10 protein-coding genes, 4 tRNA genes and 1 riboswitch are annotated in these 14688 nt (G+C 70.4%); of the genes, 6 read left to right on the top strand and 8 right to left on the bottom strand.

What is annotated here, in order from left to right:
- Positions 1-18 precede the first annotated feature (18 nt).
- The 3 genes from ACQP0P_RS30450 to ACQP0P_RS30440 all read right to left on the bottom strand — a co-directional run bounded on the left by ACQP0P_RS30450 (position 19) and on the right by ACQP0P_RS30440 (position 3895).
- Positions 19-1872, bottom strand: coding sequence for an endonuclease/exonuclease/phosphatase family protein (locus ACQP0P_RS30450; protein WP_433360973.1), 1854 nt, complete (start codon positions 1870-1872; stop codon positions 19-21).
- Positions 1873-1957: 85 nt separating this feature from the next.
- Positions 1958-2974, bottom strand: a complete 1017-nt coding sequence (locus tag ACQP0P_RS30445; RefSeq protein ID WP_433360971.1) for a hypothetical protein — start codon at positions 2972-2974, stop codon at positions 1958-1960.
- Between the two features lie 33 nt (positions 2975-3007).
- Positions 3008-3895: a hypothetical protein gene (locus ACQP0P_RS30440; RefSeq protein ID WP_433360968.1), complete on the bottom strand. Its 888-nt coding sequence runs from the start codon at positions 3893-3895 to the stop codon at positions 3008-3010.
- A 279-nt stretch (positions 3896-4174) separates the two neighbouring features.
- On the opposite strand from ACQP0P_RS30440, the gene ACQP0P_RS30435 reads away from it, so the two are divergent.
- Positions 4175-4753: a hypothetical protein gene (locus ACQP0P_RS30435; RefSeq protein ID WP_433360965.1), complete on the top strand. Its 579-nt coding sequence runs from the start codon at positions 4175-4177 to the stop codon at positions 4751-4753.
- A 112-nt stretch (positions 4754-4865) separates the two neighbouring features.
- Here the strand turns inward: ACQP0P_RS30435 and ACQP0P_RS30430 are convergent.
- The 5 genes from ACQP0P_RS30430 to ACQP0P_RS30410 all read right to left on the bottom strand — a co-directional run bounded on the left by ACQP0P_RS30430 (position 4866) and on the right by ACQP0P_RS30410 (position 7606).
- Positions 4866-4937: transfer RNA gene (locus tag ACQP0P_RS30430), tRNA-Val, on the bottom strand.
- A gap of 14 nt (positions 4938-4951) precedes the next feature.
- Positions 4952-5023 (bottom strand) — tRNA-Gly (locus ACQP0P_RS30425).
- Positions 5024-5095: 72 nt separating this feature from the next.
- Positions 5096-5166 (bottom strand) — tRNA-Cys (locus ACQP0P_RS30420).
- A 26-nt stretch (positions 5167-5192) separates the two neighbouring features.
- Positions 5193-5264 (bottom strand) — tRNA-Gly (locus ACQP0P_RS30415).
- A gap of 89 nt (positions 5265-5353) precedes the next feature.
- The gene (locus tag ACQP0P_RS30410; protein ID WP_433360962.1) at positions 5354-7606 is read right to left on the bottom strand and encodes an N-acetylmuramoyl-L-alanine amidase; all 2253 of its coding nucleotides are present in this window, start codon (positions 7604-7606) and stop codon (positions 5354-5356) included.
- Between the two features lie 153 nt (positions 7607-7759).
- Here ACQP0P_RS30410 and ACQP0P_RS30405 point away from each other — a divergent pair, with 153 nt between their 5' ends.
- The 5 genes from ACQP0P_RS30405 to ACQP0P_RS30385 all read left to right on the top strand — a co-directional run bounded on the left by ACQP0P_RS30405 (position 7760) and on the right by ACQP0P_RS30385 (position 14657).
- Positions 7760-8035, top strand: a complete 276-nt coding sequence (locus ACQP0P_RS30405) for a hypothetical protein (protein ID WP_355554105.1) — start codon at positions 7760-7762, stop codon at positions 8033-8035.
- An 11-nt stretch (positions 8036-8046) separates the two neighbouring features.
- Positions 8047-9867, top strand: a complete 1821-nt coding sequence (gene glmS / locus ACQP0P_RS30400) for a glutamine--fructose-6-phosphate transaminase (isomerizing) (RefSeq protein WP_433360959.1) — start codon at positions 8047-8049, stop codon at positions 9865-9867.
- A 133-nt stretch (positions 9868-10000) separates the two neighbouring features.
- Positions 10001-11023: a Bug family tripartite tricarboxylate transporter substrate binding protein gene (locus ACQP0P_RS30395; protein ID WP_433360956.1), complete on the top strand. Its 1023-nt coding sequence runs from the start codon at positions 10001-10003 to the stop codon at positions 11021-11023.
- Positions 11024-11027: 4 nt separating this feature from the next.
- Positions 11028-11229: riboswitch (cobalamin riboswitch) on the top strand.
- Positions 11230-11345: 116 nt separating this feature from the next.
- Positions 11346-13595 carry a ribonucleoside-diphosphate reductase subunit alpha gene (locus ACQP0P_RS30390; protein ID WP_433360953.1) on the top strand — a complete coding sequence of 750 codons (2250 nt, stop codon included), beginning with the start codon at positions 11346-11348 and terminating at the stop codon, positions 13593-13595.
- A gap of 66 nt (positions 13596-13661) precedes the next feature.
- Positions 13662-14657: a ribonucleotide-diphosphate reductase subunit beta gene (locus ACQP0P_RS30385; RefSeq protein WP_433360950.1), complete on the top strand. Its 996-nt coding sequence runs from the start codon at positions 13662-13664 to the stop codon at positions 14655-14657.
- Positions 14658-14688: the final 31 nt, after the last annotated feature.

Raw genomic sequence — 14688 nt, 5'->3', positions numbered from 1 at the left:
CTACCCAGCGGAACCCGATCAAGGCCCGGCGACCAGGGTGACCGCTATCGGGCGGTGGTCGGAGTGTGGGACATCGGGGTTGACCTGGTCCTTTCCGGTGAAACCCGGGGTGACGAGCACGTGGTCGATCTGCTCGACCGAGTGTCCCCGGGACGGAATGGTGTTGAACGGCCTGGCCGGGGCGAGGGGGTCGGTCAGGCCCGCGCCGGTCAGCACCTCCCAGGCCCGGTCCCCGGGCTGAAGGTTGAGGTCGCCGGCCACGATCACCGGGGCGCCCCCCGTGGAGGCCTCCCTGACGATCCCGCCGAGCTGTTCGACCTGGTCGAGTTCGCGCCAGCCCGGCGGAGGCTGCAGGTGGGTGCCGATCACGGTGACGTCCCCGCCCTGCCAGCGCAGCCCGACCTCCAGCGCCTGCGCGCCGGTCGGTCCGCCCTGGACCAGCACGTGGTTCCTTATCGAGGTGACCGGCAGCGTGGTGAGCAGGGCGTCGCCCCACACCTCGTCGGTCGCCGGGGCCCAGATGTAGTGCATGCCCAGCCGCTCGGCGATCAGCCGCACCCCGTCGTGGCCGCCGTTGAGCAGCCAGCCCCGGTCGGCCTCGCTCAGCACCACCACGTGCGGCCGCAACTCCCTGAGCGCGTCGGCCTGCTGCTCCAGGGAGAGCCTGCCGGACTCGCCGTACCCCATCCTGATGTTGTAGGCCGCGACCCGCAGCCCATCACGCGGTGCCTCCCAGCCAGGCCGCTCCCCCTGCCAGAGGGGCACGGCCGCCACCAGCGCGACCGCGGCCACGGTGACCGCCGCGAACCGCCGGTCGTAGGAGCGGCGCGGCAGGCCCGTGCCACCCGCCAGACCCAGGACCGCGACGACGAGCGCCGCGCCGACCGGCACCCACTGGTTGGAAAGGTAGAGGTCGTAGGCGGCGTAGTAACCGAAGACGAACACGACGAACAGCAGCATGCCTCCTGCCGCGGCCAGGCCCCGCCGTGCCGCCCCGTCCGGGCCGAAGGTCGTCGCGGCGTGCGCCAGACAGGCGCCGAGCGCGAGCTGGCCGACGATCTGCGCGGCGATCGTCCAGCCGGGGGCCACCCCGTGGACGCCGTCCACGGTGGCCCTGCCCAGGGTGAACGCCACCGCCGAGGCCACCAGGGCGATGGCGGGCGGGAGCGGGCGGCGCAGCACCGGCAGCGCGGCGGGCGCCGCCGACACCACCGCGAACGCCGCCACGATCACGGCGGCGGCCTGCTGGGCGGATACGGTCGCCGCCTGGGCGTGCGCGGTGTTGCCCGTGTAGAGACCCCAGAGCAGCAGGGCGGGGCCGAGGGCCAGCCAGGCGCGGGGGGCACCGGAGTACTCCTCGTCCGGGAGTTCCGCCCGGATCAGGAACAGGCCGAAGAGCCCGAGTTCGACAGCCAGCAGTGCCCACGGGATCGCTCCAGGCCGCCACATCAGGTCGATGCCGTCCAGCGCCGCGTGGGTCACCGTGGCGGCCGCCAGGCCGGCGATCACCCCGGCCATCACGGGCCGGGCGTCCCGGCCGCCCATCGCGGTCGCCACCAGCCAGACCAGGCCGGCCAGCAGGCCGAGGCTGGCCACGTACAGCTGCGGGCCCCCGCCCCCGGTCAGCTGGAGCGCCAGCCGAGCCAGGAGCAGCAGGCATCCGGCACCGAGGGCGATCAGCCGCGGCTGGACGAGTCTGGCCAGCGGGACGGTCAGGAAGGCCAGGACGAACCAGGAGAGGGCGTACAGGCCCATCATCTCCGCGGGAGTGCTTCCCGCCCGGCCGAAGAGCGTGATCAACGAGGGCAGGAAGACCCGTAACACGTCGACCAGCACGACCACGCCGAGGGTTGTGTCCAGGCGGATCCGCATGCTACCTCCAAAGAACGCGAGCTATCCTCGTCTTCTTCGCGATGCATGACAAGGGCCGGTCCGCCCGGGGAGGGAGGATCCGTCTTCAGGGAGCCGAAGGTTCCTCTCCGGAGTTCCCGGAGTTCGGGGGATGGACAGGCCCGCTCGGAGAGGTCGAGGGGCCGGCGGCCCCGTTGGCGGCCCCGTTGGCGGCACTGTGGGTGGCCCTGTCGGTGGCAGAGCCGTCGAGGTGGCGGAAGGCCTCGTGCGCCGAACGGACACTGTCGCGCAGCGCCTGCTCCAGGTGGCCGGCGTCCTCGGTGAGCTTCCCTATCTCCGGTACGGCGAAGGCGTCCGCGCCCGACTCCGCCAGGAGTTCCTCATAGCGGGGAAGCCGTGAGCGGAGTATCTCGATCTGCTCGTGGGCGCGTAGCGCCCGCTCGGCGTCGGACACGTGGCCCGCGTAGCGCTCCAGGGCCTCCACCCGCGCGAGCACGGCGGCCTCGCTGGCGGCCAGGGCACGCTCCAGCGGTGCCATGGCCGCGGCCACCTCCGGCGTGCTGCCGCCGTACACGAACTCGTGATGCTCGTTGCGCAGTGCGGAGAGCTTGGTCAGCAGCTGGGCGATCTCCCATTCCTGCGAGGGGAGCATCACCGCGTTGCGCACGTCGTCGAGCATGCCCATGGCGTTGACCCGGGAGCGCAGGATGAAGTCGATCGCCTGCTGGGCCCGTTCGAGCAGCTGGCCGGCGTTGTAGTCGAAGTCCTCGGCGGGCAGCAGGTAGCGGCCCTCGTACCAGCGGGCCTCGCGATACAGGTCGTGCTCGGTCGCCTCCGGTTCCAGCGGCTCGCGGGCGGTGAGGAAACCGACGAGGACCACGAGGGCGAGCAGGGCGAGCACGAAGAAGAACAGCTGCCCGGCGTCCGCGAGGAAGAGCAGGCAGGCCAGCAGGAGCGCCGACATCGCCCCTCCGGACCACAGGAAACGGACGGGCAGCCGAGAGGCGGGCTCAGCGGGCTCGGGGCTCCAGCCGGCGCGGATACGCGACAACATCGACGCGTGCTGGCGGAAGAGGTCGGCGGTCCGGGCGGGAACCTCGGGATCGACCACCACTCGCCGCACAGGCTCGTCCCTCCATCCGGTCAGGTTCTCACATCATCGGTCGAGATGGCGGAACGCCTCGTGCGCCGAGCGTACGCTCTCGCCGAGCGCCCGCCGGAGCATGTCGGCGTCATCGCTGAGATGCCCGATCTCCGGCGCGGAGAACCTGGCCGCGCCCGTCTCGGCGACGAGCTGCTCGTACTCGGGCAGGTGAGCTCGCAGTGCCTCGATCTGCCCCTGGGAGAGCAGGGCGCGATCGGCGTCGGCCACGTGGCCCGCGTAGCGTTCCAGGGCCTCCACCCGCGCGAGCACGGCGGCCTCGCTGGCGGCCAGGGCGCGCTCCAGCGGCGCCATGGCCGCGGCCACCTCGGGACTCCTGCCGCCCCTGGCGAGATGGCGGTGCCTGGCCCGCAGCGCGGAGAGCTTGGTCAGCAGCCGGGCGATCTCCCACTCCTCGGCGGGGAGCATCACCGCGTTGCGCACGCTGTCGAGCATGCCCATGGCGTTGACCCGGGAGCACACGATGAAGTCGATCGCCCGCTGGACCCGGCCGAGCAGGTTTCTGGCGTCGTGGTCGAAGTCCTCCAGGATCAGGAAGCGCCCCTGCCACTGCAGGGAGTGCCGGTACAGGACCCGCTCGATGGAGTCGGCGGGTGAGGGCTTCCTGGCGAGGTAGATCACCGTGAGGATGATGAGGTAGAAACCGACCAGCAGGGTGAGCACGGCCGCGGACGTCGGGAGCGGGGTGCCGCCGAGTGCCAATCCGGCCGCCGCGACCGCCGCCGAGCCGCCGAAAAGCCCTACGAGCACTCCCGGAACCCGGGGATCGTCGTCCCCCCTCGGGACACGTCCGGTACGAAGGCGATAGAGCAGGGGCCCGTTACGACGGAGGAGTTCGGCGATGTCCCTCGGCACCTCAGGATCGACCACCACGCGTTGCACAGGCTCGCCCCCTTTGCCACGTTTCAAAAGCATAGCGATTAACGGTGTTTCAGGTTATGCGTCCTCCCATGGTGCCTCTTTTGGTGTCTCTTTGCCCGCCGGTGACGCGGGCCAAAAAGGTGATCGTGATGATTGTTCCGGACCCGAGGTCGCGTCAGGCGGGGTTCGGGCGGGGAAGTCCGGGTGAGAGCGGGCCGGGAGGGCCTTTGCCGGATGCTCCGGCGGACCTCGCGAGGCCGAGGTTGTCGGAGGGGGACCGGATACGACAAAGTGATCACAATGAAGGAGCGGTTCGTTTCCGTCGCGGTTCTCGGGCTGGTCGTGGGCTGTGGCTCCGAGGCGTCGCTCAGCCAGAACGTGCTGGATCAGGTGCGGCGGCAGGGAGCGGCTCCGGAGCTGATCTACGTACTGGAGCTGCCGGGGTACGAGCTGGCCGTGCTGTCGGCCGGCGTGTTCGGGAATGACGGGTTCGGAGCCGTCTACTTCTCCGAGGGCTCGCTCGTTCAGCTGAGGGTCGACCGCGGCACGTTCAGCGACGCCCGGTGCGCGGACACGCCGCTGATGGACGCGGATCCGCCGGGGGCTCCGGTGAGGTGTGAGCGTGACGAGGTGGGCTGGTACCGCTCGGGCGGGGGCCGCCATGAGTACACGGCGGTCCGAGCCGATCACTTCATCCGGTTGAACGGCGGCGTCGACGAGGTCGACCGGGCCGCGCTGAAGGCGGCCGTGGCCGGAGCGCGGCAGGCGATCCCGGATGGTTTCGGGACGCCCTTGTCGCCGTCCGCTCCGGTGGAGCGCGGCGATCTGCCGACCAGCGGCGACGGTGCGCCGAACAATAAGGTGGGACCCGGCGGCTGACCCGCGGGCCGCGCGGGATCCGGGCGCCGGGGCCTCGCTCCTGTCGCTCCGCGCGGGTGGCACGGCGCCGGGAAACAGAAAATCCCAGACCGAGGGCCTGGGATTTATCCGGTGGACGATACAGGGATTGAACCTGTGACCTCTTCCGTGTCAGGGAAGCGCTCTCCCGCTGAGCTAATCGTCCTCGGGTACCACCAGAGCGGAAGACGGGATTCGAACCCGCGACCCTCACCTTGGCAAGGTGATGCTCTACCACTGAGCCACTTCCGCATTTCGCTTCGGGTTTCCCCTTGGCGCTCGCACTACCCTACCGGATCCCGGGGGTCCGCAGGTCGTGCGCTGAGGTGGAGACGGGATTTGAACCCGTGTAGACGGCTTTGCAGGCCGTTGCCTCGCCTCTCGGCCACTCCACCAGCCAGATCCTGAAAGGACCTGCCGGAGCGGAAGACGGGATTCGAACCCGCGACCCTCACCTTGGCAAGGTGATGCTCTACCACTGAGCCACTTCCGCGTGCTCCCCGGAGACGACTCCGGGGCACGTGGAAACTCTAGCGCCTCCGCGGGGCGGATGTGCGCAAGGATCGGGTCTGACGAAGGTCTTCACCTGCTGACCGGTTGGACGTCGGAGGCCCGGACGAACATGATCCGGTGCCCGAACTGGATCTGCCGGTAGCGGATCTCGCCCCTGACGACGCGGTGCTCGGCAGGATCGAAGGCGGCCGCCCGCAGGTACGAGGCACGGGTCGTCGGGCCGGAGCTGTAGAACTGCCCGGCGGGTATCGAGTACTGCAACGGGGTCAGGGCCTGCACGGGGACGCCCACGGGGTAGGCATGCGCCTTCGGATAGGCCCTGCCGTACACCCTGATCGGGGAGCGGCCGGGTCTGGGCGTCACCAGAGGGCCCGACGCGGGCAGGGAGGTGGGGGCCTCGGCGGGGTCGCTGAACCACGCCTTCCGGCCGAGGTACCAGATCGCGGTCCAGCCGTCCCTGCGCTCGGCGAGCGCGTACCGCTGGCCGCTGGAGGCGCGGGCGGCGTGGTCGTAGACGCTGTACGTGGAGTCGCCGGTGGGGTGCTTGCCGATATCGGAGACCAGTGGCGCGGTGAGGGAGGGGCGGGTGTGCAGCCAGACCGAGGAGGCGCCCAGGCTGCGGCACCCTCCAGGACAGCCGGTGAAGTTCGGGCTGTTGGTGCCGTAGTCGGGCTTGATCAGCACCGAGCGCGCGGCGTCACCGCCGGAGGCGCGCAGCGGGCTGCCGAGCAGTTCGAAGTAGTGGCTCCAGTCCCAGTACGGGCCGGGGTCGTCGTGCATGCCGCCCACGGTCTCCGGGGTGGTGCCCGGCACGTTGTCGTGTCCCAGGATGTGCGCCCGGTCGAGGGGGACGTCGTACTTGGCCGCGAGGTGGCGTACCAGTCTGGCCGAGGCCCGGTACATCGCCTCGGTGAACCAGGATCCGCCCCTGGCCAGGTACCCCTCGTGCTCCAGGCCGATGGAGCGGGAGTTGACGTACCAGTTTCCGGCGTGCCAGCCGATGTCCCTGGCCCGTAGGTGCTGGGCGATGTGGCCGTCGCTGGAGCGGATGGTGAAGTGCCAGCTCAGGTATTCGGGGTTCTTGACCAGGCGGGTCATCGCGTCGTAGCTCGTCTCGCCGTCGTGGATCACGATGTAGTCGATCCTGCGGGGACCGTCGGAGCGGTCGTGGTTGCCGTAGCCGCCGCCCTTGAGCCGCCGGTAGACGGCGGGGAGCCACTCGCAGGAGACGTTCCTCGGGCAGTCGGGCCCCGCGACGGGAGTGGTGGTGGCTTTCCCGGCGGGGGCCGCCACGGGTCTCGCCGCGGGGCCCGCCGCGGGTTTCGCGGTGGGGCCCGCGGTGGGTTTTGCGGTGGGTTTCGCGGTGGGCAGGGGGGAGGGGGCTGCGGCGAGCACTGTGGCGATCTTCGCGGCAGGCTCCGTCGCGGGCTTCACGGCGGTGTCCGTGACGGGGGCGGAGGTGGGGGCGGGGCTGGGGGTGGGACGGTGCGCGCGGCGCTGTGCCATCGGGGCGGGCGGTTCGGGGAGAGGCGGTTCGGGGGGGAGTGGCGCCCGCGGTACGGAAAGGCCCGGCGTCGCGGGCAGCACCACCCGTTCGCCGTCGTCGGTCACCCGTGCGGCACCGGCCTGGATCGTCGCGTAGACCTCGTCGGCGAAGGACCGTGCCGCCTCCGTTCCCGCGGCGCCCTCCTCCGGTACGCCGGGATAGCGGGCCACCGCGTCGTACCAGCCGGCCGCACCGGCGTCGGGGCTCCCGCCGGTGCGGCGCCGGTAGTCGGCGAGCAGCGCGGCACCGCCCAGGATGTTGGCGGAGGGGTCCTCGCGCAGCCGGCGGAGGGGCAGGCCGGTCAGTTCCGAGGCCCGTCGCAGGGTGTCCTGGGGCGGGGCCGGCGCGACGGGCGGAAGGGCGATCACGCGTGGTCGGGTCTCGTCGCCGCGCGGGTCCTCGCCGACGCCGTGCGGCCGGCCCGGTCTGGCCCGGCCGTCGACCAGATGCATCGGGCCGTAGCCGGCGGAGACGCTGGGCAGCCCGCGGTGGCCCTCCCAGCGGGACTCCAGGTAGGAGACCGCGAGCAGCACGCTCTCCGGCACCCCGTACGTCCGCGCGGCCTTCGCGAAGGCGTCCTGCCTGCCGGACCGCGCACCCGTTCCCGCCGTCGGCGGTGTGCCGGCGACAGCGCCGGGGGAGGTCGCGGTCGTGGCGGGTGCCGGGCGCTTCCGGGGCCGTGTCATCTGATCCCCCGGGTATGCCGCCTGTGCCGGGACGGCCGAGACCAGTACGGCGAGAGCGGTGACGACGGTGATCCCCGGCAGGCGGCGCATGATGGTTCCTCCCCCTCTGATGGCTACTTAGAGTTATCAGAGATTGCCGACTGTCGCGCGTTGTGGCGAAGTTGCAGCATTGTGGAGATTCTCTGCCCGAAATCGGGCAGAAAACTTGGTGTGCTCTCTCCCGGATGCGTATGGTCCTGCTCTGTGCCCACGACACGGCATCCGTATGAGGATCTGATCACCCACCTGACCCGGACGAGCGCCCTCGGCCCGGGCGAAGCGGCGCGAGTCGTCGCCGACGTGCTGGCCTACTTCTCCGAACCCCTTGAGGAGTTCGTCAGGCGGCGTCACGCGGAGCTCAAGGGGAGAGGGCTGGTCAATGACGAGATCTTCCCCAGGCTGGCCGCCGAGCTGGCGGTACGCCGTGTCGCGGCACCCGAACTCTCCCTGCGCCAGCTGCGCCGGATCGTCTATGGATAAGGAACGGTTACATGTGTGGAATCGTGGCCTATGTAGGGCCCAAGGACGCGGCCCCCATCCTGCTGGAGGGTCTGCAGCGTCTTGAGTACCGGGGCTACGACTCGGCCGGGGTGGTGGTCTCCAACAAGGGTCTGAAGATGCGCAAGGTCAAGGGCCGGGTGGCCGACCTGGCGGCGGTCGTGCCCGCGCGGTTCAAGGGCGGGCTGGGCATCGGCCACACCCGCTGGGCCACCCACGGCGCGCCCAGTGATGTCAACGCCCACCCTCATCTGTCCACCGACGAGCGCATCGCCGTCGTGCACAACGGCATCATCGAGAACGCCGACGAACTGCGCGCCAAGCTGGAGGCCGACGGTGCGATCTTCCTGTCGGAGACCGACACCGAGGTGCTCTCGCACCTGATCGCCCGTACGGTCAAGGAGGCCGACTCCCTGGAGGAGGCCGTCAGGACCGCGCTCAAGCGGGTCGTCGGCACGTACGGCATCGCGGTGATCGACTCCGAGCGCCCCGGCGAGGTGGTGGTGGCCCGCAACGGAAGCCCCATCGTGCTGGGCATCGGTGAGAAGGAGATGTTCGCCGCGTCGGACGTCGCCGCGCTGGTCCGCTACACCCGCCAGGTGGTCCACCTGGAGGACGGCGAGATCGCCGTGCTCAAGGCCGACGGGTTCAACACCTTCGCCAGCGACGCGCGGGAGACGGCCAAGGAGACGCTGACCGTCGACTGGGAGGCCGGGCACTACGACACGGGCGGTTACGAGCACTACCTGCTCAAGGAGATCTCCGAGCAGCCCGACACCGTGGCCAGGACGCTGCGCGGGCGCCTGGACGACCGCTTCCACATCGCCCACCTGGGCGGCCTCAACATGGACGCGCGGGAGACCCGCTCGTTCCGCCGGGTGAAGATCATTGGCTGTGGTTCCGCGTACTACTCGGGCCAGATCGGCGCGCAGCTCATCGAGGAACTGGCGCGCATCCCGGCCGACGCGGAGCCGGCCAGCGAGTTCCGCTACCGCAGCCCGGTGGTGGAGGCCGACACCCTGTACGTGGCGATCAGCCAGTCGGGGGAGACCTACGACACCCTCGCCGCCGTCCAGGAGCTCAAGCGCAAGGGTGGCCGGGTGCTCGGCATCGTCAACACCGTGGGCAGCGCGATCGCCCGCGAGTGTGACGGCGGCCTCTACCTGCACGCGGGTCCCGAGGTCTCGGTGGCGAGCACGAAGGCGTTCACCTCGACCGCCGTGGCCTTCGCGCTGCTCGCGCTGCACCTGGGCCGGGTGCGTGACCTGTCTCCCGCAGACGGCCGCCGGATCTGCGAGGGGCTGCGGAGGCTGCCGGACCAGATCAAGGAGATCCTGGCGCTGGAGCCGCGGCTCAAGGAGCTGGCGCAGAAGTACGCCGAGGCGCCGAGCATGATGTTCGTGGGCCGGGTCCGGGGATATCCGGTGGCCCGCGAGGGCGCGCAGAAGCTCAAGGAGATCTCCTACGTGCACGCCGAGGCGTACCCGGCCAGCGAGCTCAAGCACGGGCCGCTGGCGCTGATCGGCCCGGACATGCCGACCGTGGCGATCGTCCCCGACGACGAACTGCTGGACAAGAACCTCACCACGCTGGGTGAGATCCGCGCCCGGGGCGGCCGGGTGCTCATGGTCGGTCACCGCACGGCCGACCCCAAGCTGGCCGACGACTGCGTCGTGGTGCCCAGGAACGAGACCGAGCTGGACCCGATCCTGCTGTCGATCCCGCTCCAGCTCTTCGCCTACCATGCCGCCGTGGCACTGGGGCGGGACGTCGACAAGCCCCGCAACCTGGCCAAGAGCGTCACGGTGGAGTGAGACGGCTCCCGGGGCGACCGCCGACGATGGTCGCCCCACCGGGGGGTGGGCCGCAGTGACACCCCCGATCTATAACGGATAGTGATAAAGCGGTAACCTATGGTATAGGGGGTTCTTGGGGGAAGGGGCGCTTATGCGCCGTAGGAGGTTTTTCGCGCTGGTGGCGGGTGCCATGGTCGTCGCGGGTTGCGACCTGACCGGTGATTCCGCCGACGTGGCCGTGGGCCGCCTGAGCATCCTCGAACCCACCGCCGACGGCCACGGCTGGGACGGGATCGCGGGCCGGCTCGCCTCCGTCCTGGTCCTGTCGGGGCTGGCGCGCTCCGCCATGGCCGTCGAGCGGCCGGGAGCCCTGGCTTCCGTCCCGCGTGACGCGTTCGGCGCCGTACGCGGCTCGTTCACACGCGAGGGCAGGCTGCTCGTCACCGCGATGCCGATGGTGACGGCCGCGGAGATCGCCAACACCGCCGCGGTGGTGGACGCCACCACCCCTCTCGCCCGCCTGGTCGGCGACTGGACGGTCCTGGTCGTCCCCTCGGACTCCCGCCTGCGCACCTTCGAGGACTTCGCCGCGGAGCTGCGCCGCAACCCGGCGGTGCTGACGGTCGGCGGCCGGCCGGAGGGCGGTTCCGACCACGTGCTCTACGGCATGATCGGCAAGTGCCTCGGGGTGGACGCCCGGTTGCTGGAGTACGCGGGGTTCCTTGGCGCCGAGGATGCCGCCGAGGCGCTCCAGGTCGGACGGGTGGCGGCCCTGCTGGGGTCGGCCCGCGCCCTGCGGCCCGAGATCATCGCGGGCCGCCTGCGTCCCCTGGTGGTCTCCTCGGGCAACCGGCTCGACGGGATCGACGCGCCGACGCTCCTGGAGGTCGAGGTCCGGCTGGAGTACAGCGACTGGTGCGGCCTGCTGGGACCCAAGGGCATGAGCCAGACGGACCGGGACGCCGCGATCGCCCTGTGTGACAGGATCGATGCCGCGCCGCGCTGGCGCGCCCTGTGCGCGGCCAATGGATGGAGCCGGGTCTACCTCAGCGGTGACGACTTCCGCCAGTGGCTCTTCACCGAGACGGCCCGCACCCGCGGGGTGCTCCACGAGCTCGGGCTACTGAAGTCCTCCGACACAACTTGTTGGGGTAGTTGCGTCAGGCGCCCCTAGATGTAGGATCCTGCTCGTTGCTGGTTCGCCCCGGGAGGGGCGAGGCAAGAGGGAACCCGGTGAGATTCCGGGACTGCCCCGCAGCGGTGAACGGGAACGAAAGCCGTCATGTGAGCACTGGGTGAACCATGCCTGGGAAGCGACGGCCGGTAGGCACGCGCAGGGCGCCCGTGAGTCCGAAGACCTGCCGGTGACGTGATTGTCCAGGGCCTCGTGGGAGGGCCCGCGGAACGAGGCGGTCCGGCGTGCCCGGGATCGCTCGCGGACGCGTGCCCCTCCGGCGGAGCCGTACGGGGAAGTCAGAGCGAGCGAGGAACACCACGTGACACAGGCCTTGGCAGGGATCTCAGCAGGGACCGCGGCGGGAACCGTGGCGGAGAACGCCGGGAACGCGCCGGTCGATCGCAGGCTGGCCATCGACGAGGCGGCGGCCCGGGTGATCACCGACCCCGAGAACTCCAGGGTCGCCGCCGCGCTGCTGGCCGAGCTGATCGCCGACGAGGCCGCCGAGCACGGCGTCCGCGACTTCTCCGAGTCGGTCGCCGCGACGCACGAGGCGGGGTTGATCGCCGACGGGCTCGCGGAGTTCGTGGCCGCCCACGCCGGGGTCCTGGACGCGCTCATCGAGCCGGACGCCGACGCCAGATTCGAGTACTTCGGGCTGCGTACCGTCTACGACCGCTACCTGCTGCGTCACCCGCGCACCCGCAAGGTGCTGGAGCGCCCGCAGCACTTCTTCCTCCGGGTGGCCTGCGGCCTGTCCGAGACCGTCGAGGAGGCCGCCGAGCTGTACACGCTCATGGCCACCCTGTCCTACCTGCCCAGCTCGCCCACGCTGTTCAACTCCGGCTCGCGCCGGCCCCAGCTCTCCTCGTGCTTCCTGCTCGACTCGCCCCGCGACGAGCTGGAGGCCATCTACGAGCGCTACGGGCAGGTCGCACGGCTGTCGAAGTACGCCGGGGGCATCGGGATCGCCTGGAGCCGGATCCGCTCGCGGGGCTCGCTGATCCGCGGTACCAACGGCCATTCCAACGGCATCGTGCCCTGGCTGCGCACCCTGGACGCAAGCGTCGCCGCGGTCAACCAGGGCGGCCGCCGCAAGGGCGCGGCCTGCGTCTACCTGGAGCCCTGGCACGCCGACATCGAGGAGTTCCTCGAACTGCGCGACAACACCGGCGAGGAGGCTCGCCGCACGCACAACCTGAACCTGGCCAACTGGATCCCCGACGAGTTCATGCGCCGGGTCGAGGCCGACGGCGTGTGGTCACTGTTCGACCCCAAGGATGTTCCGCACCTCACCGACCTGTACGGCGCCGCGTTCGACGACGCCTACCGGGCCGCCGAGGCCGAGGGCCGGTTCACCACGCAGCTCCCCGCCCGCACCCTGTACGGCCGGATGATGCGCACGCTCGCCCAGACCGGCAACGGCTGGATGACCTTCAAGGACGCGGCCAACCGGACCTCCAACCAGACGGCCAGGCCGGAAAACGTCATCCATCTGTCGAACCTCTGCACCGAGATCCTCGAGGTCACCAGCGACGCCGAGACCGCGGTCTGCAACCTCGGCTCGATCAACCTGGCCGCCCACCTGTCTCCGGACTCCGGAGACGGCGTCGACTGGGCGCGGCTGCGCGCGACGGTCCGCACCGCCGTGCGGTTCCTCGACCGCACCATCGACCTGGGGTTCTACCCGACCCCCGAGGCTCGGGCCGCCAACCAGAGGTGGCGCCCGATCGGGCTCGGCGTGATGGGCCTGGCCGACGTGCTGTTCACGCTGCGGCTGCCGTTCGACTCGCCGCGGGCGCTGGAGCTGTCCACCCGGATCTCCGAGGAGATCGCGCTGGCCGCCTACCGGACCTCCTCGGACCTGGCCGCGGAGCGGGGCCGCCACCCCTCGTACCAGGAGACCAGGGCCGCCGCCGGGGTGCTCCACCCCGACCACTACGGGGCTGCGACGTCGGCCGCGTGGACGGAGCTCAGGGAGCGGATCGCCGGAACGGGGCTGCGTAACTCGCTGATGATCGCGATCGCGCCCACGGCCACGATCGCCTCCATCGCCGGCTGCTACGAGTGCATCGAGCCGCAGGTCTCCAACATCTTCAAGCGCGAGACCCTCTCGGGTGAGTTCCTCCAGGTCAACCGCTATCTCGTCGCCGACCTGCGGGCCCGGGGGCTGTGGACCTCGCGGATCCGTGACGCGATCAAGCGCGCCGACGGCTCCGTCCAGGACATTCCCGAGATCCCCGCCGAGCTGAAGCTGCTCTACCGGACCGCCTGGGAGCTGCCGCAGAAGGCGCTGATCGACCTGGCCGCCGCCCGCACCCCGTACATCGACCAGTCGCAGTCGCTGAACCTGTTCATGGCCACGCCGACCATCGGCAAGCTCTCCTCGATGTACGCCTACGCCTGGAAGTCGGGCCTGAAGACCACCTACTACCTGCGCTCGCGCCCGGCCACCCGGATCGCGCAGGCCACCGTGGCGGCACCGGTGGACGGAGAGGTCCCCGTCCTCGACCCCCAGGCCGTCGCCTGCTCCCTGGAGAACCCCGAGTACTGCGACGCCTGCCAGTAGACCTGCCGGCGGCCCGTCCCAAGGGCACCCCGTCACCCCTCAGCCACCCCGAAAGGCATTTTCCCGATGTTGCTCGACCCCGGCATGGATCTCACCCTGCGGCCGATGCGCTACCCCGAGTTCTACGAGCGCTACCGGGCCGCGATCCGCAACACCTGGACCGTCGAGGAGGTGGATCTCGCCTCCGACCTGGCGGACCTGGCGAGGATGACGCCCGAGGAGCGTCACCTGATCAACCGCCTCGTGGCGTTCTTCGCCACCGGCGACTCGATCGTGGCCAACAACCTCGTCCTCAACCTCTACCAGCACCTCAACGCCCCCGAGGCGCGTCTCTATCTCAGCAGGCAACTGTTCGAGGAGGCGGTGCACGTCCAGTTCTACCTGACCCTGCTGGACACCTACCTGCCCGACCTTGACGAGCGGGTCAAGGCGTTCGCCGCGGTCGAGCACATTCCCTCGATCCGCGACAAGGCGGAGTTCTGCTTCCGCTGGATCGACTCGCTCGGCGGGCTGACCCGGCTGGAGACCAGGGAGGACCGGCGGGCGTTCCTGCTCAACCTGATCTGCTTCGCGGCGTGCATCGAGGGCCTGTTCTTCTACGGGGCCTTCGCCTACGTCTACTGGTTCCGCGCCAGAGGGCTGCTCAGCGGCCTGGCCACCGGGACGAACTGGGTCTTCCGTGACGAGTCCATGCACATGGAGTTCGCCTTCGGCGTCGTGGAGACCGTGCGGGCCGAGGAGCCCGGCCTGTTCGACGACCAGCTCACCGAGCAGGTCACCCGGATGATCGAGGAGGCGGTGGCGGCCGAACTGGCCTTCGCGGCCGACCTGTGCGGCGACGGTCTGCCGGGAATGGGGGTGGAGCAGATGCGGCGCTACCTTGAGTACGTGGCCGACCAGCGGCTGGTCAGGCTCCAGATGCCGGTCCGGTACGGCACGGCGAACCCGTTCGCGTTCATGGAGTTGCAGGACGTGCAGGAGCTGGCCAACTTCTTCGAGCGGCGGGTTTCGGCCTACCAGATAGCTGTCGAGGGGAATGTCGCTTTCGACGAGTCCTTCTGATTGGCTGATGGTCCGGGAAGAGAACGACGAA

The organism is Streptosporangium sp. CA-115845 (assembly GCF_050943795.1).
GTDB lineage: Bacteria > Actinomycetota > Actinomycetes > Streptosporangiales > Streptosporangiaceae > Streptosporangium.
Note: the sequence above shows the minus strand (reverse complement) of the source record. Positions and strands in the feature narration are given on the sequence as shown.